Here is a 25550-nt window from a genome sequence, read left to right on the forward strand (position 1 = left end):
CCTCATGCCTGCAGACTAAACAGACACCACAGCAATGCTGATACGTCGTGCTTCAGGGCCTGAACTGTAAAAGATGATGGAGTTGCCAGCACAGGAATGCCAAACCTCCTTAAAAAACACCGTATTGTGTCAGCCTGAGCAATGGCAGCTTATTCGGTACCATCCAGCGTTCCGGCTCGTGCGTCAGCCCTGTCGATTCCTCTGACAGAAAACCGGCCTCTGCCCCGAGTCACCATAATGGCTGTCCAGCCATTTACTATGTACACCTGGCTACCAGAGAAATTCTGGCGTGTTAAAAGCTGATACTGCAATGTGATTCGAATGCCTTTTTGCGTCAGATTACCCACCAGTCTGCAAAAATTGCCACTGTCCGCTATAAGGTTTAGCACCTTGTTAAACGTGCGCGATGAGCCACAGAGACATCTCTGATGAGATCCGCACTGGATTAACCTTTCACATTTTTTTAATGTCCGAATGATCACTCAAAGATTAATCAGGTAGCCTGAAATGTCTGTCAGAAATATCCTTAGCGACAAACAGATTTAAATGGCAAAAGGTCTGATATGGAATCGATGAATCTGCACAGCATTTACCGTTCTGCAAATGAGAATACCGTTGCGATGTGGAGGGAAAATGCAGGCATTGGCGCTATCAGGCAAGGAAACTACTACGATCCGGTAAAACTCGCTCTCGCAGCAGGCATACAGCCGTTTGTATCCTCTGATGTCTCACGTCTGCTGCGTGAACTGCGGCAACTCACCCGAGATGATCCGCTAGCCGATATTCTGCCAGTGGACGGTTTTCATTTTACCTTTTTACCTCTGACCCTGCCGCTCTTTCACGAAAACGCGCCGTTGCCCGAAAAAGTGGATCAGCTGACGGCTATCTGGACCGGATTTGAGGCGAAGAAAATCGTTATCAGGGATCTCCGGCTCGTTGCGTTGCCCGGTCAGTTATTACTCGCAGGGATCCCTGAAAGTCCTGCCATAGCCATGCGTCAGTCATTCTGCGAAAAGGTGCTCGACTCTGACTGGAAAAAAGAGCTGATGATGCGTCATTCGGGCAGCTCATTACCGGCCCCCTTCTGGCACAGCACCCTGCTGCGTTACAACGCGGCTTTTTTACCCGCAACCTTACGTCACTATTTTCTGGAACGTCAGACCGTTGATTTTGGGGAGGTCGCCGGAGAACTGACGCTGGCAAAGATCAACTACAACTGGACAAAATGTTACCCGTTACGCGTTAACTGAAGCGATGCGATTCCCTGTCAGAAACGATTTTTGGCCTGCATCTGTGTGAGCTTACTTATAGCCGCATAGATTCAGGTCCGTTTTTCTCTCAAACCCTCCGTCAGCAGACTAGATCAGGGTCTTTTCGTTTACCTGACTGTTCCCGTAAACTATACAGGACGCAGGTTTTAATTCATGAACACGCAAAGATGATGATAAAGCCTGCCAGGCAGAGCCGTTCCATTATTGTCTGTGAATACTCCTCGATTCTGTTCTCGCAACCAGGGCCGATGGCTCAGGAAAATACCCGCTTATCACACCAGGAAATAACATGCTTTTGGCGAATGTACCTTTCACTGCAATCCTGACTCCCTCTTCACTCCGGGCATGAGTCGTCAGCTGTTTGTTTCTCTGGATGGCCCCAAGGGAGCCGGTAAAACCACGCTGCTGGAGGCCATTACGCAAGTGCTGAGGGCAGACAATATGAAAGTGATCCGACTCAGCGAGAAAAAGAGCGATCCTTTCAGGTCGGAATCCATGGCTCTGGTTAACCGGCTCGCCAGAGATCCCTCGGCAGATGTGGAATGGGAAATCTGTCAGCGCTTTGCTGTCAGCCGCGCCTGGATTTCACAGAACGTACTGGCTAAACAGCCGCAGGACAGCGTTATCCTGATGGATCGCTGGTATCCATCGGATGCCGCGTTTCGCCGGATGGTTCCTTTTACAGAGATTCTGCAGCTAAACCGTGAGCACAACGTCCGCGCCCCAGATCTGCATGTCGGGGTGGTCACAGCGCCCAAGGTATCCTGGGAAAGAGCCGCAGCACGAACACGTGGCCTGGGAAGTACGGTAATTCACCGCCTTGAAGAACATATCGCCTGCACCCGCGCGTTTGAGCAGGAAGTTGCGAATAACGGCTGGTTTTTATGCCGCAATGAAGGGAGCATTGAAGAGGCAACGCTGCAGGTGGTGGCTGAAATTAACAGCGTGCTTTATCGCTCCTGAATAGCAAAACATAAAACTTTGTGGGTGCGTAATCCTCTTTCCTCCGCAAATCCGCGCGCATCAGGTTGTGCAGAACAAAACCCTTTATTTTACTTGTCTGAAATCAAGATTAGTCAGATTACCGCTGGCACAGGCATCCCGCTTTCCCCTATAAAATTGCTTTATTTTTTATATAAGGCACAGGGAATTGCGCTACGCATCAATACCATTCAATCATAACCAACCGGGCTGGCCTGCAGGTAAGTACAGTTTTTCGCCACAGCCAGCGTTGCAGGGCGATATCACTGCAGACTGGGTCATCGTCGGGGCAGGATTTGCAGGCGTCGCCTTTGCGCGCCGCCTGGCGGAAATCAATCCGAACCTGAAAATTATTATCGTCGAGGCTCATAGCACACAGCAAAGCGCATCGGCACGGAATTCCGGCTTCGTTATCGGCCTGCCGCATAATATTGGCAGTTCAACTGCTGAATTAAAGAAGGCAAACGCATACCGGAACTTGCTTCAGGAAGGCATTCGTCAGCTGGAGCAGGTTATTTCTCAGCATCATCTTCAGTGTGACTGGGAACGGGTCGGCAAATATCACTGTCAGGCTGAACCTGGTAACGACGCTATTTTAAAGGAGTATGCCAGCCATCTCGATCTGATGAACGAGCCGTGGCAGATGTCAGACAGCGAGGAGCTGTACCAGAAACTCGGTACGCGCTTTTACAGCAAAGGGATTTATACACCGGGCTGTGTGCTGGTTAATCCGGCGCAGCTGATTGCCGGCCTGAACGCGTGTTTACCCGAGAATGTTCAGCGCTTCGATAACACACCCGTGCTGGGGATCCGTTACGGCAGCATGGCTGAAGTGCTGACACCATTTGGGGTGATCAAAACGCCAAAAGTGATGCTGGCTACCAATGCACTATCGCCGGAGCTGCGTCCGGGGCTTTCGCGTCAGGCTGCTATGGCTACCTTCGCCAGCATAACCGAGCCGCTGACGGACGAACAACTGGCTACCCTGCCCCCGATGCAGAGCTGGGGACTCACGCCGGTTAACGCCATTGCCGGAGCGACCTTCCGTTTTACCTCAGATCGCCGTTTCCTAATTCGCCAGCATGTCATACCCGCGCTCAGGGGCCAGGTGAACGCGGCCCGGACTTATGAGGCGACCCGGCTGCATGCGCACTTATTTAAGAAAGTCTATCCGACGCTGGGCAGTGTGAAGATCACCCACACCTGGTCTGGCACCATCAGCGTCACGCGTAACGGCGCGCCGGAATGGGGTATGCTGAACAAATTTCTCTGTACGGCGGGCGGCTGTAACGGCGCAGGCATTTCAAAGCAGACCGTGGCAGGCACGCTGCTGGCGGATTTCATGATGAAACAGGATAACCCGCATATTGCAGATATGCTGTCGCTGGGCAAAGCCAATGTCATGCCCCCCTCGCCAGCACTCGATATCGGCATTGCCCTGTCGCTGATGAAAGAGCGATATCTGGGCCGTAAGGAAGTTTAATTTTTATAAAAACGGGCCTGAGCTGACCGCTTACGAGGATATTTATTCAGGCCCGCCTTTTCGTTAAATATGAGTTCTTATTGATTTCGTTTCACTTCAGATCGGTTTATTCAATGGATAAATCATCTACGACTTCCGCGACACTTTTGATACAACGAATGTTGCCAATGCCTGTCCCAAGCGAGATATAGCCTTCGTCTGTATTACCTTCCAGCATGATATCCGCCTCTTTTAATTCACGGAACAATGCCGGAAAGATCGCGCCTTCGCCATAGCCGGTATAGATCACTACCCTGACGCCCTCTTCTTTTATCACCTGCAGAATAGGCGGCATCCAGATGTCGTTGTCGGGCTGGGGGAAAAAGAATAAACAGGCACTGACGCTATTTTCTCTATACGTTCCGGTTCACATCCGCATTCATGGCAGCTCTCCAATCGTTAAGCAACGCGACCCTGTCAGGTTTGAAATCGCGTTTTCTTAAACGAACCGGCGTGATCGGCATCACAAATTAACTACATAAACCGCACAAAGTGTAGCAAAAAGTTCATTTTTACTTAACATTAACAGGAATGAAAATGAGCCTATCGTCAATCCATCTGGTTACTAACGATATTAAACAGATGTTTTAAAGCAGTTATTTACATTATCACGGTCATCAACTACTTAACTCAGAGTTGCTGGCATATAAATTTTATTAACGCTTGCTGATTATTTCAGAAAGAAGTTTATTGGCTTATTTCCGCAAGGTTATGGAATACCTTTATGCCACGGTTTAATGTCAGTCAGCCCGTATTGCCCCGCGTCGCGTTCATACTGCTATTCTCACTTTATATCGCTGTTTTCCTCAATTTCGCTTTTTACAAACAGGCCTGGTCACTTATCGCGCCGGACGGGATAAGCAATATGCTGTTTTTCCTTTCCATGCCGATTGTCGCTTTTAGTGTGATAAATAGTGTGGTGACGCTGGCCTCCTTTTTCTGGCTGGACAGGATAACCATTGCGCTGTTTATCATTGTCGCTGCCATAGCCCAGTACTTTATTCAGCACTATGGCATCGTTCTTGATCGTTCAATGATTACCAATATGGTGGACACCACACCCTCTGAAAGCCTGGCACTGCTGACGCCGAAGATGATATTAGTCATTTTCTTTACCGGCTTCTTTATGGCCGCACTCGCCTTCTGGCCTGCTTTTAAAAAGTCGGTACCGGTGTGGAAGGGATTACTTCAGCGCGGGATAAGCCTGGTTATTTCAGTTGCATTAATAGCGCTGATAGCGATGTTTTTTTATAAAGACTATGCATCACTGATTCGCAATAACCACCAGCTGTTGAAATCCCTGAGCCCTTCTAATTTTATTGCGGCCTCGCTCTCTTACTATAATCATCGCGAGCGTGCGAATCTTCCTCTGGTGAAAATAGGTGAAGATGCCCATCAACGCCCCCAGATGCTTAGCGGCCCGAAAAAGAACCTGACGATTCTGGTCGTAGGCGAAACGTCCCGCGCCGCTAATTTTTCTCTGGGCGGTTACCCACGCCCCACCAACCCTTTGCTGGCAGAAGAAGACGTTGTCTACTTCCCTGACGTCGCATCCTGTGGCACCTCTACGGCAGTCTCGGTCCCCTGCATGCTCTCAAATATGCCGCGCAGACACTACGATGATGCCCTGGCCAGTCATCAGGAAGGATTACTGGATATTATTCAGCGGGCGGGACTGAGCGTCTTATGGCATGAGAATGATGGTGGATGCAAAGGAGCCTGCGATCGGGTGCCTAATCGGGATATGACAGCGCTCAATCTTCCGGGAATGTGCATCAAAGGCGAATGCTATGACGAGGTGCTTTTCCATGGCCTGGAGGCCTATATCAACCAGCTTCAGGGTAATGGCGTTATTGTACTGCATACGATTGGCAGCCACGGCCCAACCTATAATCATCGTTATCCCCCGGCGTTTAGTAAATTTACGCCAACCTGTGAGACGAAACAGATACAGGAGTGCTCTCAGGAGCAACTTATTAATACGTACGACAATACCATTCTCTATGCGGACTATATTGTCGATAAAGCGATTGAATTACTCAAAGCCCATCAGGAGAAGTTTACAACCAGTCTGGTTTATCTGTCAGATCATGGTGAGTCGCTGGGCGAGAAAGGCGTCTATCTGCATGGCCTGCCCTATGCTATCGCACCTGAATTTCAGACCCGCGTGCCATTGCTGATCTGGCTGTCACCCGATTACCAGCAGCGTTATGCCGTGGACTACACATGCCTGAACCGGCTGGCAACTTCGCAAAAATATTCTCAGGATAATCTTTTTTCAACCATGCTGGGCATGACCGGCGTTCAGACCCGCGAATATGTTGCAGCAGACGATATACTGGCGACATGCCGCAATACGCCCGCAGAAAAATAAGAGTGATAAAGCCCCTGATGGGGGCGTTTATCTGGCTGGATGCTATCGGTAAAACTGTACATCGCTCAGGTAAAAATAAATTATCTGATCCGGTATTTATTCCTGAAAATAATCGATATTTACAGGTCACGTGTCAGCGCGTCGAGGTTTTCAGCGAGCATATCCAGCAGGGCGCTGACATAAAGATTATTGTTTCCCTGATGCCACATCGCACTGAGCGGAAGCCCCTCAATGTCTATGGCTGGCGAAAGAGTCAGATACTTAACCCCGTCAGCATTCATATTTTTATAGGATGACGGCACCAGAGCAATGCCCAGACCGGCGGCAACAAAGCTCAGGATGGTCTGTTTCTCTTCAGCATACTGTGCAATGACCGGTGTGCAGCCACCCGCTTTGAACACATTCATCGTGAGATCATGGCTGTGAGGTCGGGTACGCCTTTCTGGCATGATCACCGGCTCATGACAAAAATCACGGATAGTGACCTCGGGATAATCAACAAGCCGGTGATGGGCCGGAACAGCGAGCACGCAGGTTTCATTAGCGATGAAACGCGTCGTCAGCATGGCATCAACCTGTTCAGGAGGGCGTATCAGGACCACATCCAGCCACCCCGATAAAAGCCGCGGAATAAGAGTGTGAGATTTATCTTCCGTAATATGGATATCTGCGTCAGGAAACTGCCTGACAAACAGATTAATTAGTTTCGGCAGTAGTCCTCTGGCGGCGCTGTCAATAGCGCCAATTCGCAGCGTTCTTTTCTGCGTTAAGCTGTTTTTAAGGAACCGCAACCGCAGCGCATCGAAATCCGCGATAACGGTTTTGGCCTCATTCAGGAAAGCCGCCCCTTCAGGTGTCAGCGAGACATTTCTGGTTGAACGGTTCAGCAGCCTTATTCCCAAATCCTCCTCTAGCAGTCTGATGAAGCGACTCAGTGACGCAGGCATCATTTCAAGCTTACGGGCAGCCCGTCCAAAGTGAAGCTCATCACCCAGCACGATAAAGCAACGTAACTGATTTATATCCATTTTTTTACCAGAACCTGATTATGCAAATTATTTGTATAAAGCAGTGCCGATGATAAAGCTGCTCAAAACTTCATACTGGGATTATTACAAAACAATAACAACCCTACATGACTGTGGAGCATCGCGAAATGAATAATGACCTCGAAAAAAAGGTTATGCGCAAGGTTACCCTTCGCATCATTCCTTTTATCATGCTGCTGTATTTCATCGCATTTCTGGACCGGGTGAACATCGGTTTTGCGGCCCTGACCATGAATCAGGATCTGGGATTTTCACCTACCGTATTCGGGCTGGGCGCTGGCATATTCTTTCTCGGCTATTTTCTGTTTGAGGTCCCGTCAAACTTAATTCTGCATAAAGTCGGTGCCCGCATCTGGATTGCCCGCGTGATGATCACCTGGGGCCTGGTTTCTGGCTGTATGGCCTTTGTGCAGGGCACAACCAGCTTTTATGTTCTGCGTTTTCTGCTCGGCGTGGCAGAGGCCGGTTTTTTCCCCGGCATCATCCTCTATCTCAGCTACTGGTTCCCGGCAGCAAAACGCGCCCAGGTCACGGCGATTTTTATGGCTGCAGCGCCCCTTTCTACGGCACTCGGATCGCCCATCTCGGCGGCGCTGCTGGAGATGCATGGCTTTCTGGGTTATGCCGGCTGGCAGTGGATGTTCGTCGTTGAAGCGATACCGGCATTACTGCTCGGCGTGGTTGTCCTGTTCTTTCTTACCGACCGCCCGGCCAAAGCGAAATGGCTGACCGACGAGGAACGTACCTGGCTGGAAAACACCATGCGCACTGAGGAGCAGGCCCGGGCAGCTAAACAGAGCCACACCAGCGCCTGGCAGGGACTGGCGGATAAGCGCGTTCTGGCGCTGGCGCTGGTCTACTTCGGTACATCGGCCGGGTTGTACACGCTTGGCATCTGGTCACCGCAGATTATCCGCAGCTTCGGCGCAACCTCAATGCAGATAGGCTTCCTGAACGCCTTTCCGGCTGTAATCGGAGTTATCGCCATGATCCTCTGGGCGCGGCACTCTGACCGCACCCGGGAACGCAGCTGGCATGTGATTGGCGCGTGCCTGCTGGCTGCCGTCGGACTCATTTATGCCGGTAACGTCAGCACGCTTTTCACCGTCATCGTCGCCCTGACCCTGGTCACCGCAGGTATCAGTGCCTCCAAGCCCCCTCTGTGGAGTATGCCGACGCTCTTCCTCAGCGGGCCGGCGGCAGCGGCGGGCATCGCTACCATTAACTCTATTGGCAACCTCGGCGGATTTGTCGGCCCGATGATGATTGGCGTAATCCGTCAGCAGACGGGTAGCTATACCTGGGGCCTCTACTTTGTCGCCGGATTGCTGGGGCTCTCCGCTCTGGTTGTTCTGATTCTCTCTGCCAGAACGAATAAGCCGCAAACAGCCGAAATTCCTCATCCTCATACTCATTAACTGGAGAAGTTACTATGCGTAATTACAAAATTGCTGCCATCCCTGCCGACGGTATCGGTCCGGAAGTTATTTCAGCGGGTATTGAAGTTCTGCAGGCGCTGACACGCCACAATCCGCAGCTGAAGTTTGAGATCGAGACGTTCGACTGGGGCTCAGATTATTACAAACAGCATGGCGTGATGATGCCGGAAACCGGGCTGAACACGCTGAAGACATTTGATGCTATTTACTTTGGCGCGGTCGGCGCACCGGATGTGCCTGACCACATTACGCTGTGGGGTCTGCGTCTGCCCATTTGCCAGGGTTTCGATCAATACGCCAATGTCAGACCCACTAAAATCCTGCCTGGCGTAACCTCTCCGCTGCGAAACCGCGGTCCGGGCGATCTGGACTGGGTCATTGTGCGTGAAAACTCCGAAGGTGAATATTCCGGGAATGGCGGCCGCGCACATCGTGGTTTACCGGAAGAAGTGGGCACCGAGGTGGCGATCTTTACCCGCGTTGGCGTCACGCGGATTATGCGTTATGCCTTCAGACTGGCGCAGTCCCGTCCGCGCAAATTGCTGACCGTGGTAACCAAATCGAATGCCCAGCGCCACGGGATGGTGATGTGGGATGAAATCGCCGCCGAAGTGGCGCTGGAGTTCCCGGATGTGCAGTGGGACAAAATGCTGGTCGATGCCATGACACACCGTATGACGCTGCATCCGCAGACGCTGGATACCATCGTTGCCACTAACCTGCACGCCGATATCCTTTCAGACCTTGCCGGTGCGCTGGCCGGAAGTCTGGGCGTTGCACCAACCGCCAATATTGATCCTGAACGCCGCTTCCCTTCCATGTTTGAACCGATCCATGGCTCAGCCTTCGACATTACCGGCAAAGGCATCGCAAACCCAATAGCCACGTTCTGGACCGCCGTTCAGATGCTGGAGCATCTGGGCGAACGTGACGCCGCTGCGCTGATTATGGACAGCATCGAATATGTTTGCGAGAAAGGCATTCTGACGCCGGATGTGGGTGGCACTGCCACGACCGCTGACGTCACCCGCGCGGTCGTGCAGTTTATCGAAGCCAGCGCTGACGTTACCGAGACGGCATAACCATGAGAAACGAACAGGCCGCGACGATCCTTCGCGATATATTTCAGCACGCTGTTGACAGCGCCCGGGCCGGGCCGGTTATCCCGCCGAACCTGCCGGAAAAACCGCGTGGCCGCTGTGTGGTGATCGGTGCCGGTAAAGCCTCAGCGGCGATGGCGGCAGCGGTCGATGCGGCCTGGCCGGATGTGGATGTGTCAGGCGTCGTCGTCACCCGTTACGGGCACGCGGTGCCTGCCGGACGCATCCGTATTATCGAGGCGGCCCACCCGGTGTCAGATGCCATGAGCGAAACGGCGGCGATGCTGATTGTGGAGACGTTGCGCGGGTTAACACCGGATGATCTGGTGCTGGCGTTGATTTCAGGAGGAGGATCAGCGCTGATGGCGCTGCCTGCACCGGGACTGACGCTGGCAGATAAGCAGAAAATCACCCGCGCACTGCTGCACAGCGGTGCCAGCATCAGGGAGATGAATCTGGTCCGTCGCCATCTTTCCGCAGTGAAAGGCGGCAAACTGGCACGCCTGGCGCAGCCGGCGTGTATCGTGTCATTGATCATCAGCGATGTGCCGGGCGATGACCCGACGGACGTAGCGTCCGGCCCTACCGTTGCCGATCACAGTACGCCACCCGACGCGCTCAGGATGCTCGAACGTTACGGTATTGCGGTTCCTGAAGCGGTTCGCAGAGTGCTGAACCAGCCCGCCAGTCCGCTGGAAAACGCAGTGAACAGTGAAGTCAGGCTGATCGCGGCACCTGCGCTGGCGTTGCAGGCGGCGGCGCAGGCCGCACGCCTGCACGGGCTGACGCCGCTGATTCTGGGGGACGCAATAGAGGGTGAAAGCCGTGAAGTGGCGGTGGTGATGGCCGGTATCGCCAGATCGGTGAAGCAGCATGGTCAGCCGGTTCGTGGTCCTGCGCTGCTATTGTCGGGAGGTGAGACTACCGTGACGGTCAGGCAGGGTCAGGCTGGAAAAGGGGGACGTAACACCGAGTTTCTGCTCAGCCTTGCCTGTGCATTGCAGGGTCAGGAGGGTATCTGGGCCATCGCTGGTGACAGTGACGGTATTGATGGCACAGAAGATGCGGCAGGGGCGATAGTCTTTCCCGACACACTCACACGCGGCAAACTGAGCGGCCTTAATGCGCTTAACTCTCTCGATGACCATGACAGTTACAGCTATTTTCACGCGCTGGATGATCTGCTGATAACCGGTCCTACGTTAACAAACGTCAACGATATCCGGGCAATCCTGATTGCGTAAGCGTGTCGCTCTCCCGCGTGCCGGGAGAGCGACGTTTTATCCGTTAACGCAGATTACTGCCCTGGCCATTCAGGAACAGGCTGGCTGACGGGCCGACTCATTTCAGCCATACAATCAAAAACACAGACTGACCGTCTGGTGCACGTTTTGGCCAGGCTACTCGTCTTTAAGGCCAAAACGTGCATTGACGGCCAGCCGGCAGATAAATCCCTGCTGATGAGGGTTAAAGCAGCGTGACTTTGCCCTGGAAAATCACCGGCCCGGACGGCCCGCTGAGTTTAGAACCACCCACAGGCTCCAGACTTATCGCCAGTATGGTCTTATTATCCAGCTCTCCGGAAGGCAACTTAAAAGCGTTACTGTCACGGTGATCGATCAGTCCCAGTGATTGTGGCGGAGCACTGCCCTTAATCAGCCACAGCTGTAAATTTTTGTTTTCTGGCAGCGTGACGTTCAGTGCAGAAACCTGAATTAATGACGCGCGCTTGTCCAGACTCACAACAAACTGTGCATCAGGCTGCGCGCCGCTGAGTACCGCGATCGGCTGCAGCGCGTGTGTCGCATCAGGCTTCGTCACCCAGCTAAATACGAGGATGCCGGTCATTGCCGCGGCGAGGCCCCAGCCGAGCCAGAATCCGGGATGCTGCTGTTTGCGTTTTTTGACGGGGATGCCAGGTTTCCGCTCAAGATCCTGCGCAATCTGCTGCCAGAGTGCAGAAGGCGGGGCGACCTCCTGAGTCGTCAGGTCAATGCCACTGAACGCGTTCTGCCAGCGCACTACTTCTGCGGCAAAGGCTGCATCGTCATTAAAGCGTTTATCCAGCTGTTGCCGGGTGTCAGCGTCCGTTAGCCCAAGCACATATTCCGCGGCAGTGAGATCATCATTTTCCTGACCAGTCATAAGCCTATGCACTCCCGAAGATGGGTTAACGCGCGACGGATCCAGCTTTTTACCGTGCCTTCGGGCTGGCTCATGGAGAGTGCGATCTCACTCTGTGACAGACCACGATAATAGGCGAGCGAAAGGCTTTGTCGCTGTTCTGACGGTAACTGCGCCATACAGTGCTGAAGGCGGCGCGCCTCTGCCGGACTGTCGTCTGAGGGACGTGAACGCTCAAAACCCGCTTCCGCTTCGCTGATTTCCTCTATCGAACAGCATCTGTTCTCATGTTTACGCAGAAAATCGATCGCTCTGTTTCTGGCAATGTGACTGAGCCAGATAAGCGGTTCACTGCGCTTGTGGTCGTAGTAGTTTGCCGACTGCCAGATTTGAATAAAGGTGTCGTGGAGGATCTCTTCTGCCCAGTCGCGCCGTCTGACCATACGCAGAATAATGCCGTAAAGCCGGGGTGAGAGGACGTGATAGAGCCGCGCCAGCGCAGATTTATCGCCGCAGGCAATCTGGTTCATTAAGTCAGCCTGAATATGAGGCACAGTTTTTGTCATCGGCTTCCCTGTTAAAGGTGTAGCCACGGTATCAGTGGCTACACACAGTATAGGTAACGCTTTACGGCATCAGCACGGTATCGATAACGTCAATGACGCCGTTACTCTGATTCACATCATAAGTGGTAATGTTAGCGACATTGCCCTGAGCATCTTTAAGCTGAATGTTGTGCGGGCCGTTTGCCATCACCCACAGGGAGGCGCCATTTACCGTTTTCAGCTCCGCTTTGCCTCCACCCGATTTGATTTTTTTCTCCAGTGCTTTCATGTCCAGTTTTCCTGCGACCACGTGATAGGTCAGAACGCTGGTGAGCTTCTGTTTGTTCTCTGGCTTAAGCAGAGAGTCGACGGTGCCCTGCGGCAATTTTGCAAAGGCGGCATTGGTCGGCGCAAAAACGGTAAATGGCCCCTTCCCTTCGAGCGTCGGAACCAGACCGGCGGCCTTAACAGCCGCGACCAGCGTAGTGTGATCTTTCGAGTTAACAGCATTCTCAACAATATTTTTTGACGGGTACATGGCAGCGCCACCGACCATGACCGTATCGCTGTCCATGGATGCCGCATAGGTGGCACCGCTGAAAACTAATGCAGAAAAAAGCAGAGTTGGCAGGAATGGTTTCATTTTCACTTCCCTCATTGAGTTTGCAGACAGGGCCGATGTGCCCTTATCTGTTAATACGAATGAGTGAAGAAAACGGATGCAAAAATTTTTAATTATTTTCTTCCGGCATCCGTTTACGGCACGAACAGATTATTTTTGTTGTTCCGGAATGCGGGCAATCACCTTGATTTCAAAATCAAATCCCGCCAGCCAGGTGACCCCTACCGCTGTCCAGTTAGGGTAAGGCGGCTGCGGAAAAATGGACTGCTTCACCTGCATGATGGTTTCAAACTGGTTCTCCGGATCGGTGTGGAACGTGGTGACATCAACCAGGTCGTCAAAAGTGCAGCCTGCTGCCGCGAGCGTGGCCGCCAGATTTTCAAACGCCAGGTTAACCTGAGCAGCAAAATCGGGTTCGGGCGTGCCGTCAGCACGGCTGCCCACCTGACCGGAGACAAACAGCAGATCGCCTGAGCGGATGGCAGCAGAATAACCATGCTGCTCATACAGGGCATGACGGTTAGCGGGGAAAACAGGTTCGCGCGTAATCATAGTGGTTCCTTTCATAGCGTCAGTCGGGAAAGCAGGATGCGGCGTACACAGGATTGATTTAATATACGCGGCGTATGTCACATTAATCACGCATACGTCGCGTATGTCAAATAATATACGAGGCGTATGTGAAAGGAGAGCTTATGGCCGCTAAACGTCGCGCTGAAACAATGGAAGAGAACCGTGCAAAGCTGATTGCAGCAGCGCGCACCGCATTTGCTGAAAAAGGGTTTGCGGCGGCATCTATGGATGAACTGACGGCCAGCGTGGGCCTGACCCGTGGTGCGCTTTACCATAATTTCGGCGATAAAAAGGGGCTGCTGGCGGCGGTCGTGGCACAGGTTGATGGTGAGATGGCACAGCGGGCTAAAGCAGCCGCATCCGGCGTGGCAGATGGATGGGAGAAGCTGGTGGCAGAAGGCATCGCCTATATTCAGTTAGCCATGGAGGCCGAAGTGCAGCGTATTGTGCTGCGCGATGGCCCGGCATTTCTGGGTGATCCCGCGCAATGGCCCAGCCAGAACAGCTGTCTGGAAGCCACGCGCGAAACGATTGTGAAGCTGACCGTAAGCGGAACAATCAAGCCGGTAGACGCCGATGCCGCCGCGCATCTGCTGAATAGCGCAGCACTGAATGCCGCCCTCTGGGTCGGCTCCAGCAGTGACCCGGAAAAGGCACTGCCAAAGATGATCGAGGTGTTCACCCAGCTGGCGGGCGGCCTGCGCCAGAGTTATTAATCCTGAACATGGCTTCAAACGATAGCTATCAGTGCTGAAGCCAGATTGCATGATCCCGGTTATTCTAGCCTGCATTGCGCTCAAAGTGGCTGTTCACAAAGGCACGGCAGCGCGGCGAAATCGGATCGAGGAACACCTGTTCCGGCGAACCCGACTCCTCAATCATCCCCTGATGCAGAAACACCGCTTTGTTCGACACATCACGCGCAAAGCCCATTTCATGGGTCACGATAATCATGGTGCGCCCTTCTTCTGCCAGACTGCGGATCACCCGCAGTACTTCACCCACCAGCTCCGGATCCAGCGCAGAGGTCGGCTCATCAAACAGGATCGCTTTCGGCTGCTGCGCCAGCGCCCGGGCAATCGCCACGCGCTGCTGCTGTCCGCCTGACAGCTGCGACGGCCAGGCGTCGCGTTTTGCGTAAAGCCCCACTTTATGCAGCAGCGCTTCGGCTTTTTCAATCGCCTCTTTATGGCTGCGCTTCTGCACATGAACCGGCGCTTCAATGATGTTCTGCATCACCGTTTTATGCGGCCACAGATTGAAGCTCTGAAACACAAAGCCAAGCTGCATCCGCATCAGCTTGATGCGACGGCGCTGCTCACGACTCAGTTTTTCGTCGGCGTTATCCAGCGTGACGTTTATCTCGCCGACCGCAATTTCACCCGCCTGCGGCACTTCAAGAAACGGGATGCAGCGTAGCAGCGTACTTTTTCCTGAGCCGCTGGCACCAATCAGCGAAATCACATCGCCATCCTGCGCGGTCAGGCTGATGTCGTGCAGCACTTCGTGTCCCGCATAACTCTTTCTGAGATGACTCAGCATGATAGTAGGTGCGGTCATGATCTTGCTCCGAAATAGTAAGGTGATAAGCGTCGTTCCAGCATCGATACGCCTTTGCTGACCAGCATGGTCAGTATCAGGTAGATCACCGCCGCGCTCAGGAACACTTCCAGCGCCCGGAACGTGGAGGAAACAATTGAGTCGGCAATGCCGGTCATTTCCATCAGGCTGATGGTGCTGACCAGCGACGTCGCTTTAATCATCGAGATAATTTCATTGCTGTAAGCTGGCAGCGCCTGACGAATCGCAATCGGTAAGGTAATGCGGGTAAAGATCTTGTATGACGACATGCCCGAGACCTTAGCCGCCTCCAGCGACTGCTGGCTGACGGCACGCAGTCCGCCGCGCAGAATTTCCGAGGTGTAAGCCGCATCGTTAAGGATCAGCGCCAGCAAGCCGCACCAGTAGGGATCGCGCAGCAGCGGCCAGAACAGGCTGTCGCGCACTGCCGGTAAACTGCCGAGGCCGTAATAGACCATAAAAATCTGGATCAGCAATGGCGTACCGCGAAACAGCCAGACGTAGAAACGGCAGAACAGGCTGCCGACGCGCGTCATGCGCAGCAGGTTAAGCAGCAATGCCAGCACGCCGCCCCCCAGCAGCGAGAGCAGCGCCAGATTGATCGTCAGCGGCAATCCTTTCAGCAGCGCCAGCAGCGTCTGCTGTAAAAACATCATATCCACGTGGACTCCTTATCCCTTCACGCGCTGTTGACCGCGCATTGCAAACTTTTCCACGTAGCGGAAAACCATATCGGAACAGGTGGTGATAATCAGGTAGATCACCGCACCCACGCTGTAGAAGAAAAAGGACATCTGAGTGGAGTTGGCTGCGGTCGAGACCTGGTTCATGGTTTCCACCAGCCCGGTGACTGAGACCAGCGCCGACTCTTTGATCACCGATTGCCACTGGTTACCCATACCCGGCAGCGCAGTGCGTAACGCCTGTGGCACGATAATGCGGCGAAACATCATCAGCCGTCCCATGCCGGTCACGGTCGCCGCTTCCAGTGTACCGCCCGGAATGGCGTAGAACGCGCCGCGAAATACGCCGCTCTGATAGGCACCGGAGATCAGCCCGATGGCGATTGCGCCCGCCACAAAACCGTTCACATCGAACGGCCCCTGGAAGCCCAGCGCGGTGCCTACCGTGGAGACCACCTGACGTCCACCGAAGTAGAAGAGGTAGATCACCAGCAGTTCCGGCACGCCGCGAAACAGCGTGATGTAGCCTGCCGCCAGCCGCTGCTGCCAGCGCGAACCGGCAATCTGCATCCAGCAGAGCACGCTGCCCAACAGCGCACCCAGCAGCCAGGCGCAGAGCGACACGCTGACCGTGACGGCGGCGGCGTTAAGCAGCACGCCTCCCCAGCCCTCATCCCCGAAGCCCAGTATCTGCCAGTCAATATTCATCAGCATCAGTGGTTACGCTTTTGGCGCGACATCTTCGCCAAACCATTTCATCGACAGTTTGCTGAGCGTGCCATCTTTGATCATCGAGTCCAGCGCCTGATTCAGCACCTGCTGCAGCTCGCTGTTGCCTTTACGCAGACCAATCGCCGAGCCTGCACCCAGCACACCACCCGAGAAGCCATAACCGCTGCTGCTGATGGCATCGCTGTGTTTTTTCACAAAGGCATTGAGGTTGGTGCGTGAAGCCATGACGGCATCAACACGGCCATTCATCAGGTCAGCGAAGGTTTCAGGACCGGCCTGATAGGTGCGGATAGTGGCAACATCACCCAGGTATTTCTGCAGGAAGTCCGCCTGAATAGTGGCGACCTGCACCGCAATGGTTTTGCCTTTAAACGTGGTTTTCAGATCGTCGATTGCTTTTTTCATACCGGCGTCGTCATCCGCCGTCACCACCGTGCCGCTGCCTGGCAGCGTGGCGAGCGGGCTTTTTTTCGCGGTCACAAAGCTGGAGACGCTGACGGTGTACTGATGAGTAAAATCGATCGCTTCAGCGCGCTTTGGCGTCACCGTCACCGCATCTATCACCGCATCATATTTACCGTCGATCAGGCCCGGAATCATGCCTGACCACTTCTGGGCGATGATTTCATATTTAAAACCTGCACGCTTCGCCAGCTCCGCCACCATATCCGGCTCATAGCCAACGATTTTTCCACTCGGGGTCGTCTGGTTAAACGGAGGATAAGCCGCTTCGGTAGCAAACTTCAGGGTGCCGAAATCTTTCGCCTGGCTGAAGGCAGAAGTGGCGAGCAGCGCCACGGTCAGAGACGCCTTCAGGAGACGGTTACGCATCATCATATAAACCTCATGTCTTTATTATTAAGAGAGTAAATCAATAGCAAGGCGCGTCAGCGCCTGCGTCCCGGCGGCAATGCTGCGTTCGTCCGGCTGATAGTCGGAGTTATGCAGATGATCGTCACGACCCGGCGTAGCGGATCCAATATGAATCTGACAGCCCGGTACCCGTTCCGTAAACAGTGAAAAATCCTCAGCACCAAAGCTGGCGCTGGGCTGCGCGATGATGGCCTTCTCAAACTGATGCGACAGAATCTCTTCAAGTGAATCGATCAGGCGATCGTCGTTCATTAAGGGGGGAACGCCACGCTGGAAGTTAACTTCTACGCGGACGTTCTGCGCCAGCGCCACCCCTTCGCACATCCGTTTAAATGACGCTTCCATCGCAGCCCGCACGTCCGGCGATTTGGTGCGGATGGTGCCCTGAAACAGACAGCTGTCAGGAATGATGTTGTGGGTGGTGCCGCCCTGAATGTGCCCGATGGTCAACACGGCGGAGTGAGCAGGATCGCGTTCACGCGAGATGATGGTCTGGAGCTGGCTGATGAGATGCACGGTGGCGAGTATCGGGTCAGTGCCCATATGCGGACGGGCCGCATGGGTCGATACACCATGTACCGTCACGTCGAATTCGTCGCTGGAGGCGGTACTGGCGCCGCGCGTCAGGGCAACCTCACCCGCCGCCAGTTCAGGTTTGTTATGCAGGGTCACCGCCCAGTCAATGTCGTCGGCCACGCCGTCGGCGATCATCGCCTCAGCACCACTTTCTGGTGTCTCTTCCGCAGGCTGGAAGATCAGCCGGACGCGGCCTTTTAGCTGCTGACGATAGTGCGGCAGGATTGTGGCCACACCCAGCATCGTTGCCGTGTGAATGTCGTGACCACAGGCGTGCATTTTGCCGGGATAGTGGCTGGCAAAGGGTAAACCCGTCTGTTCTTGTATGGGCAGCGCGTCCATATCAGCACGCAATAGCAGTGTCTTACCCGGCTCCGCGCCGTCGATATCCACCACGACACCGCTGCGGCCAACGCCGGTCCGGGGATTCAATCCCAGCGCCTGCAGATACTCTGTGACCAGACTGGCGGTACGCAGCGTATCAAAGCCTAATTCCGGATGCGCATGGATATCACGCCGAATCGCCACTAATTGCGGTTCAATCTCATTAACTCTGGCTTTTATTTCCCCGGCCAGTTGTTCTTTTTCCTGATTCATCGCAGCCCCGGCAATATGAGGCCGGCAGTCTGGTGCCGGCCCTCTTTTTAATCTCATCCTGACACTGGATGGTGGTGACCGTTTATTTATTCACAGCACGTGACAGAAAGCAACGCGTTATAACACACGAGGAATCATTAAAAATCAGTATCTTATGTTTATTTATTGGAAAGCCGTATGAGATAGCAGCGGATCAGCAATAATATTAATAATCCGCCGCCCCACATTACTTTCCCTACTTTCTGCGCGGTGTTATTCAGCGTATATCCGGAGGTTAAATAAAGAAGTCTGCCAGTATTTCCGCTAGTTTCTCCGGTTGTTCATCAGGAATGAAATGACCGCAGTTGAGAATAGTTTCACTGTTTACCTGCTGCGCCACAGCGCGTAACGGCGTAGCCATATCGGGTATCGATCCCTGATCAGCACTCACCGCCAGCAGCGGCATTGCCAGCTTACCGTTTAACGCACGCTGACGGTTCTGTTCTGCCGACTGCGAGAAGGCGCGGTAAAAAGCCAGTCCCGCGCGTAACGCGCCGGGCTGCTGAAAAATGCGCAGATATTCACGACGGGCCGTCGCATCAATGCGACGAGGATTCGCTGCTTTGCGGTTAAAAAACCAGTCAAGGTAGATCGCCTCCCTGCCGGTGATCAGGGCTTCCGGCAGATCATCCACACAGTGAAAGCCGAAATGCCAGGTTTTCCAGGCGCTATCACCGACCATCGGCAGCAGGTCAGGCAGAGTCACGCCGGGAATACCGCCATCCAGCAGCGCGAGACGGCTGACCTTATCGGGATGGGCTGCCGCCAGTGACCAGGCAATCCATGCTCCGACATCATGTCCGGCCAGATGAAAGCGTTCGATTCCCAGCTTATTGAGCAACGTCACAATGCATGTCGCTACACTGTCGGTGTCATAGCCACTGACCGGGAAATCTGAATCACCCTGCCCCGGCAGGTCGGGTGCAATGACATGAAATCGACTGGCCAGCCGGGGAATCACCTCCCGCCAGGCGTAGCTGCTCTGCGGAAAACCGGCGAGCAACACCACTGTTTCGGCTTGTTCGCCGCCAGCGCTAAGGTAGTGCAGGCGCTGTGTGCCCACGTTGATAAAATGATGCTGATAAGCGGGTTGAGAATACACAAAGCCTCCGGATAGTAAGGAAACGATCACTTCCTTAATGGATAAAAAAATTCAGTCGAGTAACTTCAGTGCCAGAGGGATGATGCTGCTATCGGGTCGGGTAGCGGCAACTTTACCGGCGACGCGCATCCCCAGCACGATACAGAGCATCAGCGAAGCGGTGGCTTCACAGTCCAGTGCAGGATTAACCGAACCATCCTGCTGACCCAGCCTGATCATCTGCTGTAAGTTCTGCTGATTGCGCATCAGCGCCGCGCTGACCGCGCCGGCCAGCTCCTCATCCAGCGTCTGCAACTCCACGGCACTTACCGCGACCAGACAGCCGCGCTCGCCTTCCACATCGCGCACTGAATCCACGTAAAAATTCAGCAGCGCCGCCAGTTGCTCACGGCCGTTTTCACATGGCGCCAGCCGCGCAGCTAAGCTGCCATTACGCTGAGAGAGATAGCGGGCAAAGACCGTAGCAAACAGCGTTTGTTTGTCGGTGAAGGCTTTGTAAAGGCTGCCGGTGGTAAGCTGCATAGCCCGGCCCAAATCGCCGATTGAGGTGGCGTGATAGCCTTTTTGCCGGAAAACCAGCATTGCACTGTCGAGTGCCGCATCGGTATCAAATGCCCGTGGTCGTCCCCGATCTTTATTACGGTTATCGTGCATTGATAGCACCATTAGGAAATGATTGTTCCCTTAAAGATAGACTGATTTGTTACTTAGTTAAAGAAGCGGTTGTACTTTATCCGACATCTTTCATCAGGCTTCAGCAATTGCGCAGTGCAAACCAATTGGTTATGATTAAATGACCAATTGGAGGTGACGAATGAAAACATTCAGCTTTTCTGCAGCTAAGACCAGACCGCCACGTTTATGGCAGGCTGCGGGCCTGCACAGTACGGATGGTGTCGCTCTGCTGGGCCAGATCAACGATGGCCTTGATGGCAACGTGGCTCACCTCATCATCGACTGGGCGAAGATTACCCAAAACGACCTGCGCAGAATGTCCGGTATTCCCTCCACGACATTCAGCCGTGGCGTGAAAGCAAAATTCAGCGCTGAACAAAGCGAACGACTGGTGCGAATTATCCGCGTTATTGATCGGGCGGTTGAATTGTTCGAAGGCGATAAGGATGAAGCGCAAAAATGGCTGAATGAGCCTAACCGGGCGTTGAGCTGGAAAATGCCAGCAGAACTTATGGCATCGGAAACTGGCGCTTATGAGGTCCTGAAGCTCATCACGCGTCTGGAGCATGGAGTTTATTCTTGATCCTCTACAGGCTGACTAAGACAAAGTATCTTTCGACCGCCTGGACGGGATTCAGCGCAAAAGAGGCGGGCGGTCGCTGGAACAGCATCGGCATCTCAATGGTTTATGTCTCAGAAACCGCCTCACTGACGTTGCTGGAAACACTGGTCCATCTGCACTCCGCACACATCCTCGACGCTTTCACGCTACTGCGCATCGATGTTCCCGATGCGCTGATACAAACCGTCGATATAAGTGAATTGCCTGCAAACTGGGCCGATGAAGACGCGCCGGCGGAACTGGCTGACTATGGCGACGCCTGGTGCTCTGCCTGCGATGCGGTTGCGTTGCGTGTACCCAGTGCCCTCTCGCCCATAGAACACAACTATCTGTTAAATCCTGAACACCCGGAGTTTTCCCGGATCGTTCAACAGGCTGAGGCCATTCCGTTCCGGTTTGACCGTCGGCTGAAACCGGACCGTAAATAGACTAACCGGATAGCGACAGACCACGCATTTAGCTTTGAACAGTGATTCAGAGCCTATGATAATCGGATCTGAAGCGTCTCTTATAACTCTTCCCCCTACTCTGACATGACGCAAAGCACTGACAGGTAAGCCTCATCTATACTGCAGCTTATCTTTGCTGAAGGAGCCCGAACATGGGACTGAGCTGGTTTACTCTCTGGCAACCGCTGGCACGCGTGCTGTTTATCCTCTCCTCTCTGACCATTATTCTCACCGGCCTTTATCTGGCGGCACCGCTGATTAATCAGGTCCTGCTGGCGGCGTTACTGGCTATCATGCTTGACCCTCTGATTACCCGGCTGGATAAAAAACGCATCCCACGCATTATCTCATCCCTGCTGGTGATTACGCTGATGCTGATGGTCATGGTGGTCATCACGCTCAAGTTAACGGCACTGACGCCCGATTTAATGCAGCTCAGCCGCCAGGCCCCCATGCTGCTGGCGGCACGGCTGGAACAGCTGACGCTGGCTTTTGCCCGGCTTGATATCGGTATGACGCCCGACCAGATGCTCACTTTTGTGGATGCGGGTGCGATAGTGCGCATCGTTACCGCGTTTCTGACGCAAATTCCCGGCGTCATCTCCTGGTGGATTATGGTGTTCCTGATGCTGCTGTTTATGCTCTATGAGATGCCGCTGCTGAAAGCGGCGCTTCAGCAGCGGGTCAGCGGAAAAAATCAGGCCTTTTATCTGGCGCTGCAGGAGGGAATTGAGAGCGTGATTGTTTATGCCAGGGTAAAAACACTGACCAGTATTCTTGGCGGGATCATCGTGGGTTTAGGTGCGCACCTGATCGGGCTGAAGTTTGCCTTTTTCTGGGGCGTGCTGATGTTCATCTTTAACTACGTGCCGGTGCTGGGCTCTTTCCTGGCCGCGATTCCGCCGGTGATCCAGAGCTACATCATGTTTGATTTACAGGTTGCGCTGGCGGTCTCAGGCTTCTTTATGGTGCTGAACCTCTGCCTGAGTTCGGTGATTGAACCGTTGCTGATTGGTAAACGACTCAATCTGGCGCTCACCACACAGTTGCTGGCATTTCTCTTCTGGCAGGCGTTACTGGGGATTACGGGCGGGATACTGGCCATTCCTCTGACCTATCTGATTAAGAAGGTCCTGCTGGCGAGCTATCCGCAGCAGGACCCGGAGTCAGAGTTAACTCAGTGACGGCGTCTTCACCCGCCATGCGCGGGTGAGGCGTTTCTCAATCTCTACCACGATGAAGATTGCGATACTGACAAACAGCGAAATCAGCCAGTAGTTAATCGGCAGCGGCCGGGTTCCGAACAGCGTGTTCATCAGCGGCACGTAGATAATGATCGCCTGAAGAACAATCAGTACCAGCGTCACCAGCCAGATACCACGGTTTTTCAGCAGGCCACGGTCCAGGGAGAAACCATCTGTGTTGCGGCAGTTAAGCATGTAGACCCACTGCGCCGTAACCAGCATCTGCAGCAGCACGGTGCGGATAAATTCAGGACTGTAGCCACGCGGTTGCAGCCAGGCTTCCAGCACAAAGGCACTGATTGAAATCAGCAGGCTGACAAACACCACACGCCAGATGGCGTAAGCGTCCATTACGTGTGCTTTGACATTACGGGGTGGCCGGCGCATCGCATTGGGTTCAGCTGGCTCAAATGCCAGACCAAACGACAGCGTGGCGGAGGTCGCCATGTTCATCCACAGGATCTGAACCGGCGTTAACGGCAGCAGATTACCCATCAGAATCGCGATAATAATCAGCAGTCCCTGCGCCATACAGGTTGGCATAACGAACAGAATGGTTTTTTTCAGGTTGTCATAAACCCGACGGCCTTCTTTGATTGCCGCCGCAATGGTAGCGAAGTTGTCGTCGGCCAGAATCATATCGGCCGCTTCTTTTGTCACCTCCGTGCCTTTAATCCCCATCGCGATGCCGACGTTCGCCTGCTTCAGCGCCGGTGCGTCATTGACGCCGTCGCCGGTCATACCCACGATCTCGCCGCTCGCTTCCAGTGCTTTCACCAGACGCAGTTTATGTTCCGGGCTGGTGCGGGCAAAAATATCATAGGTTTTTGCCGCCTCGGCAAGTTCAGCGTCACTCATATGTTCAAGCTGGTAGCCCGTGATGGCCGTCTGGCTGTTGCCTATTCCCAGCATCTGACCAATCGCCATTGCCGTTTCCTGATGGTCGCCGGTGATCATTTTGACGCGGATGCCCGCTTTCTGGCATTCATCAATGGCAGTTATGGCTTCAGGACGCGGCGGATCCATCATGCAGGCAAGCCCCAGCAGCACCATGTCACTTTTCAGATCGGCATGATCCAGCGAGGTAATGGGTGCGGAGGTTTTTTTCCAGGCCGCAGCAACGGTGCGTAATCCTTCACTGGCATAGGTGGTAATAGCCGCATCCCAGTAAGCACGGTCAATCGGCTCTGCACCCTCCGGCGTTTGCTGCTGCTGACACAGCGTCAGCAGCACATCCGGTGCGCCGGTCAGCAGAATATAAGATTCACCGTTAGCCACACAGCTGACCGACATATATTTATAGAGGGAATCGAACGGCAGCTTGCTCACCACGTCAACCGGCTGAGGCGTCGTCAGACCTTTGGCTGCCAGCACTTTCAGTGCACCTTCAGTCGGGCCGCCAACAATCGTCCAGAGCCCCTGGCTTTCCTGACGCAGCTGACTTTCATTACAGGTGTCTACCGCATGGAGGAACTGCTGGAACAACGGATCCTGTGCCGCCGAAGCACCCGCGTTGCCGCCCTGCTCAGCCACAATTTCGCCTTTGGGTTCGTAACTGTTGCCGCTGACGCGCCAGCGGCTTTTTGCCAGCACCACCGCTTTCACCGTCATCTCATTCATAGTGAGCGTGCCGGTTTTATCAGAACAGATAACGGACATGGCGCCCAGGGTTTCGACCGTCGGCAGTTTGCGGATAATCGCATTGGTGCGCGCCATCGACTGCACACCCAGCGACAGAATAATGGAGATAATGGCGGGCAGACCTTCCGGCACGGTGGCGACGGCCAGGCTGATGACGGACAGCAGCAGTTCGCCCAGCGGAATGTCACGCAGCATGAAACCGAAGATAAACAGCACCACCATCATCGCCAGGATGATAAGGAAAATCGCTTTACCCAGTTTGTCGATCTGCACCAGCAGCGGGGTTTTAGCCTCTTTTATGCCGCTGATCATTTCGTTGATATGGCCCAGTTCCGTATCACCCCCGCTGGCGATAACCACACCTGAGGCGGTGCCGGAGCTGACTGTGGTGCCGGAAAATGCCAGATTCAGACGGTCCCCCAGCGACTTTTCACCGCTCAGCGTGTCAATGTTCTTAGACACCACCGTCGATTCGCCGGTGAGAATCGCCTCTTCCACCCGCAGATTGTTGACCTCAAACAGTCTGAGGTCAGCCGGAATTTTGTCGCCGGGACGTAACATCACCACGTCGCCGACCACAATATCGCGTGTTGCAACGGTGACCTGTTTGCCATCCCGCACCAGCATCGCTTCACTGGCAAGCATGTTCTGAATGCTCTTCAGCGATTTCTCGGCATTGCTCTCCTGAATAAAGCCGATCAGGGCATTGATAACGGCTACGCCGATAATGACAAAGGTATCCACCCAGTGGCCCATGAGCGCGGTGATCACCGCTGCGGCCAGCAGAATATAAATCAGCACATCTTTAAAATGGGCGATAAATTTGAGCAGCGCTGATTTATCCGCTTTTTGCGGCAGCGCGTTTGGCCCCTGTTTCTGCAGACGTTCCTGTGCGTCAGCAGTCGATAATCCTGCCGGAGAGCTTTGCAGGTCAGAAAATATCTCGGCTACACTACGCTGATACCAGGGGCGCTCAGATAAAGCTAACGCTTTATCCTGCTTATCATTATTTAGCATATATAAACCTCGTGCCATTTAGCGATGAATTAAAGGCGCAATTAAAAGACATGCATTTTGCGGGAAGCCGCTCCCGCCGGTAATGACCGATATCATATTTAGGTAAGAAACGTCTGATG

General features: G+C 53.8%; 25 protein-coding genes. 11 read left to right on the forward strand and 14 right to left on the reverse strand.

Translation table 11 applies throughout. The features are described 5' to 3' along the window. The first annotated feature begins 563 nt into the window (after nucleotides 1–563). The 3 genes from EGO56_RS21145 (at nucleotide 564) to EGO56_RS21155 (ending at nucleotide 3735) form a co-directional block, all read left to right on the forward strand. The gene (locus EGO56_RS21145) at nucleotides 564–1250 is read left to right on the forward strand and encodes a hypothetical protein (protein ID WP_135910970.1); all 687 of its coding nucleotides are present in this window, start codon (nucleotides 564–566) and stop codon (nucleotides 1248–1250) included. A 366-nt stretch (nucleotides 1251–1616) separates the two neighbouring features. Then, nucleotides 1617–2234 (forward strand): dTMP kinase, encoded by a 618-nt coding sequence (locus tag EGO56_RS21150; RefSeq protein WP_135910971.1) that lies wholly within the window; start codon nucleotides 1617–1619, stop codon nucleotides 2232–2234. 187 nt (nucleotides 2235–2421) lie between these two features. Continuing rightward, entirely contained in the window at nucleotides 2422–3735 is a 1314-nt protein-coding gene (locus EGO56_RS21155) for an NAD(P)/FAD-dependent oxidoreductase (protein ID WP_135910972.1), read from the forward strand. Nucleotides 3736–3841: 106 nt separating this feature from the next. Here EGO56_RS21155 and EGO56_RS22715 read toward each other — a convergent pair whose 3' ends face one another. Then, the gene (locus EGO56_RS22715; RefSeq protein WP_135910973.1) at nucleotides 3842–4069 is read right to left on the reverse strand and encodes a hypothetical protein; all 228 of its coding nucleotides are present in this window, start codon (nucleotides 4067–4069) and stop codon (nucleotides 3842–3844) included. A 429-nt stretch (nucleotides 4070–4498) separates the two neighbouring features. Between EGO56_RS22715 and eptA the strand changes: the two genes are divergently transcribed. After that, nucleotides 4499–6148, forward strand: a complete 1650-nt coding sequence (gene eptA, locus EGO56_RS21165; RefSeq protein WP_135910974.1) for a phosphoethanolamine transferase EptA — start codon at nucleotides 4499–4501, stop codon at nucleotides 6146–6148. Nucleotides 6149–6267: 119 nt separating this feature from the next. On the opposite strand, the gene EGO56_RS21170 is transcribed toward eptA, so the two are convergent. Beyond that, nucleotides 6268–7176, reverse strand: a complete 909-nt coding sequence (locus tag EGO56_RS21170; RefSeq protein WP_135910975.1) for a LysR family transcriptional regulator — start codon at nucleotides 7174–7176, stop codon at nucleotides 6268–6270. Nucleotides 7177–7304: 128 nt separating this feature from the next. Here EGO56_RS21170 and EGO56_RS21175 point away from each other — a divergent pair, with 128 nt between their 5' ends. Genes EGO56_RS21175 through EGO56_RS21185 form a run of 3 tightly spaced genes read left to right on the forward strand, consistent with a single transcriptional unit; the run spans nucleotide 7305 to nucleotide 10980 of the window. After that, entirely contained in the window at nucleotides 7305–8615 is a 1311-nt protein-coding gene (locus EGO56_RS21175) for an MFS transporter (RefSeq protein WP_135910976.1), read from the forward strand. A 14-nt stretch (nucleotides 8616–8629) separates the two neighbouring features. Then, nucleotides 8630–9718, forward strand: a complete 1089-nt coding sequence (locus EGO56_RS21180; protein ID WP_013196008.1) for a tartrate dehydrogenase — start codon at nucleotides 8630–8632, stop codon at nucleotides 9716–9718. Between the two features lie 2 nt (nucleotides 9719–9720). Then, the gene (locus EGO56_RS21185; RefSeq protein WP_135910977.1) at nucleotides 9721–10980 is read left to right on the forward strand and encodes a glycerate kinase type-2 family protein; all 1260 of its coding nucleotides are present in this window, start codon (nucleotides 9721–9723) and stop codon (nucleotides 10978–10980) included. 223 nt (nucleotides 10981–11203) lie between these two features. Here EGO56_RS21185 and EGO56_RS21190 read toward each other — a convergent pair whose 3' ends face one another. The 4 genes from EGO56_RS21190 to EGO56_RS21205 form a co-directional block, all read right to left on the reverse strand. Then, nucleotides 11204–11881: an anti-sigma factor gene (locus EGO56_RS21190; protein ID WP_135910978.1), complete on the reverse strand. Its 678-nt coding sequence runs from the start codon at nucleotides 11879–11881 to the stop codon at nucleotides 11204–11206. Further along, nucleotides 11878–12426 carry a sigma-70 family RNA polymerase sigma factor gene (locus tag EGO56_RS21195; RefSeq protein ID WP_135910979.1) on the reverse strand — a complete coding sequence of 183 codons (549 nt, stop codon included), beginning with the start codon at nucleotides 12424–12426 and terminating at the stop codon, nucleotides 11878–11880. Before EGO56_RS21195 ends, EGO56_RS21190 begins: the two co-directional genes overlap by 4 nt. Before the next feature lie 61 nt (nucleotides 12427–12487). Further along, nucleotides 12488–13048, reverse strand: coding sequence for a fasciclin domain-containing protein (locus tag EGO56_RS21200; protein ID WP_135910980.1), 561 nt, complete (start codon nucleotides 13046–13048; stop codon nucleotides 12488–12490). Between the two features lie 129 nt (nucleotides 13049–13177). Continuing rightward, complete coding sequence (locus EGO56_RS21205) at nucleotides 13178–13579, reverse strand: RidA family protein (RefSeq protein WP_135910981.1); 402 nt, start codon at nucleotides 13577–13579, stop codon at nucleotides 13178–13180. A gap of 143 nt (nucleotides 13580–13722) precedes the next feature. Between EGO56_RS21205 and EGO56_RS21210 the strand changes: the two genes are divergently transcribed. Then, nucleotides 13723–14316, forward strand: coding sequence for a TetR/AcrR family transcriptional regulator (locus EGO56_RS21210; RefSeq protein ID WP_135910982.1), 594 nt, complete (start codon nucleotides 13723–13725; stop codon nucleotides 14314–14316). Nucleotides 14317–14380: 64 nt separating this feature from the next. Here the strand turns inward: EGO56_RS21210 and EGO56_RS21215 are convergent, their stop codons facing one another. From EGO56_RS21215 to EGO56_RS21245, 7 genes are all read right to left on the reverse strand, one after another. Then, nucleotides 14381–15160 (reverse strand): ABC transporter ATP-binding protein, encoded by a 780-nt coding sequence (locus EGO56_RS21215; RefSeq protein ID WP_135910983.1) that lies wholly within the window; start codon nucleotides 15158–15160, stop codon nucleotides 14381–14383. Further along, nucleotides 15157–15843, reverse strand: a complete 687-nt coding sequence (locus EGO56_RS21220) for an ABC transporter permease (RefSeq protein WP_135910984.1) — start codon at nucleotides 15841–15843, stop codon at nucleotides 15157–15159. Before EGO56_RS21220 ends, EGO56_RS21215 begins: the two co-directional genes overlap by 4 nt. Nucleotides 15844–15852: 9 nt before the next feature. After that, nucleotides 15853–16578 carry an ABC transporter permease gene (locus tag EGO56_RS21225; RefSeq protein ID WP_010246779.1) on the reverse strand — a complete coding sequence of 242 codons (726 nt, stop codon included), beginning with the start codon at nucleotides 16576–16578 and terminating at the stop codon, nucleotides 15853–15855. A 6-nt stretch (nucleotides 16579–16584) separates the two neighbouring features. Further along, nucleotides 16585–17433, reverse strand: a complete 849-nt coding sequence (locus EGO56_RS21230; RefSeq protein WP_013195994.1) for an ABC transporter substrate-binding protein — start codon at nucleotides 17431–17433, stop codon at nucleotides 16585–16587. Between the two features lie 21 nt (nucleotides 17434–17454). After that, on the reverse strand, nucleotides 17455–18642 hold the full coding sequence (locus EGO56_RS21235; protein WP_135910985.1) for a M20 metallopeptidase family protein: 1188 nt from the start codon (nucleotides 18640–18642) through the stop codon (nucleotides 17455–17457). Between the two features lie 274 nt (nucleotides 18643–18916). Beyond that, a complete protein-coding gene (locus EGO56_RS21240; RefSeq protein ID WP_135910986.1) occupies nucleotides 18917–19783 on the reverse strand; it encodes an alpha/beta fold hydrolase in 867 nt (288 codons plus the stop codon). Nucleotides 19784–19834: 51 nt separating this feature from the next. Next, complete coding sequence (locus EGO56_RS21245; RefSeq protein WP_135910987.1) at nucleotides 19835–20449, reverse strand: TetR/AcrR family transcriptional regulator; 615 nt, start codon at nucleotides 20447–20449, stop codon at nucleotides 19835–19837. A gap of 148 nt (nucleotides 20450–20597) precedes the next feature. On the opposite strand from EGO56_RS21245, the gene parS reads away from it, so the two are divergent. From parS to EGO56_RS21260, 3 genes are all read left to right on the forward strand, one after another. Beyond that, complete coding sequence (gene parS, locus EGO56_RS21250; RefSeq protein WP_013195990.1) at nucleotides 20598–21041, forward strand: type II RES/Xre toxin-antitoxin system antitoxin; 444 nt, start codon at nucleotides 20598–20600, stop codon at nucleotides 21039–21041. Next, nucleotides 21038–21508: an RES family NAD+ phosphorylase gene (locus EGO56_RS21255; RefSeq protein ID WP_135910988.1), complete on the forward strand. Its 471-nt coding sequence runs from the start codon at nucleotides 21038–21040 to the stop codon at nucleotides 21506–21508. The genes parS and EGO56_RS21255 overlap by 4 nt, the downstream gene beginning before the upstream one ends. Before the next feature lie 173 nt (nucleotides 21509–21681). Continuing rightward, entirely contained in the window at nucleotides 21682–22713 is a 1032-nt protein-coding gene (locus tag EGO56_RS21260; RefSeq protein WP_135910989.1) for an AI-2E family transporter, read from the forward strand. Here EGO56_RS21260 and EGO56_RS21265 read toward each other — a convergent pair. After that, a complete protein-coding gene (locus tag EGO56_RS21265; RefSeq protein ID WP_135910990.1) occupies nucleotides 22702–25431 on the reverse strand; it encodes a cation-transporting P-type ATPase in 2730 nt (909 codons plus the stop codon). The two genes, EGO56_RS21260 and EGO56_RS21265, sit on opposite strands and share 12 nt — an antisense overlap. Nucleotides 25432–25550: the final 119 nt, after the last annotated feature.

Origin of the sequence: Pantoea vagans (assembly GCF_004792415.1) — a bacterium.
GTDB classification, from domain to species: domain Bacteria; phylum Pseudomonadota; class Gammaproteobacteria; order Enterobacterales; family Enterobacteriaceae; genus Pantoea; species Pantoea vagans.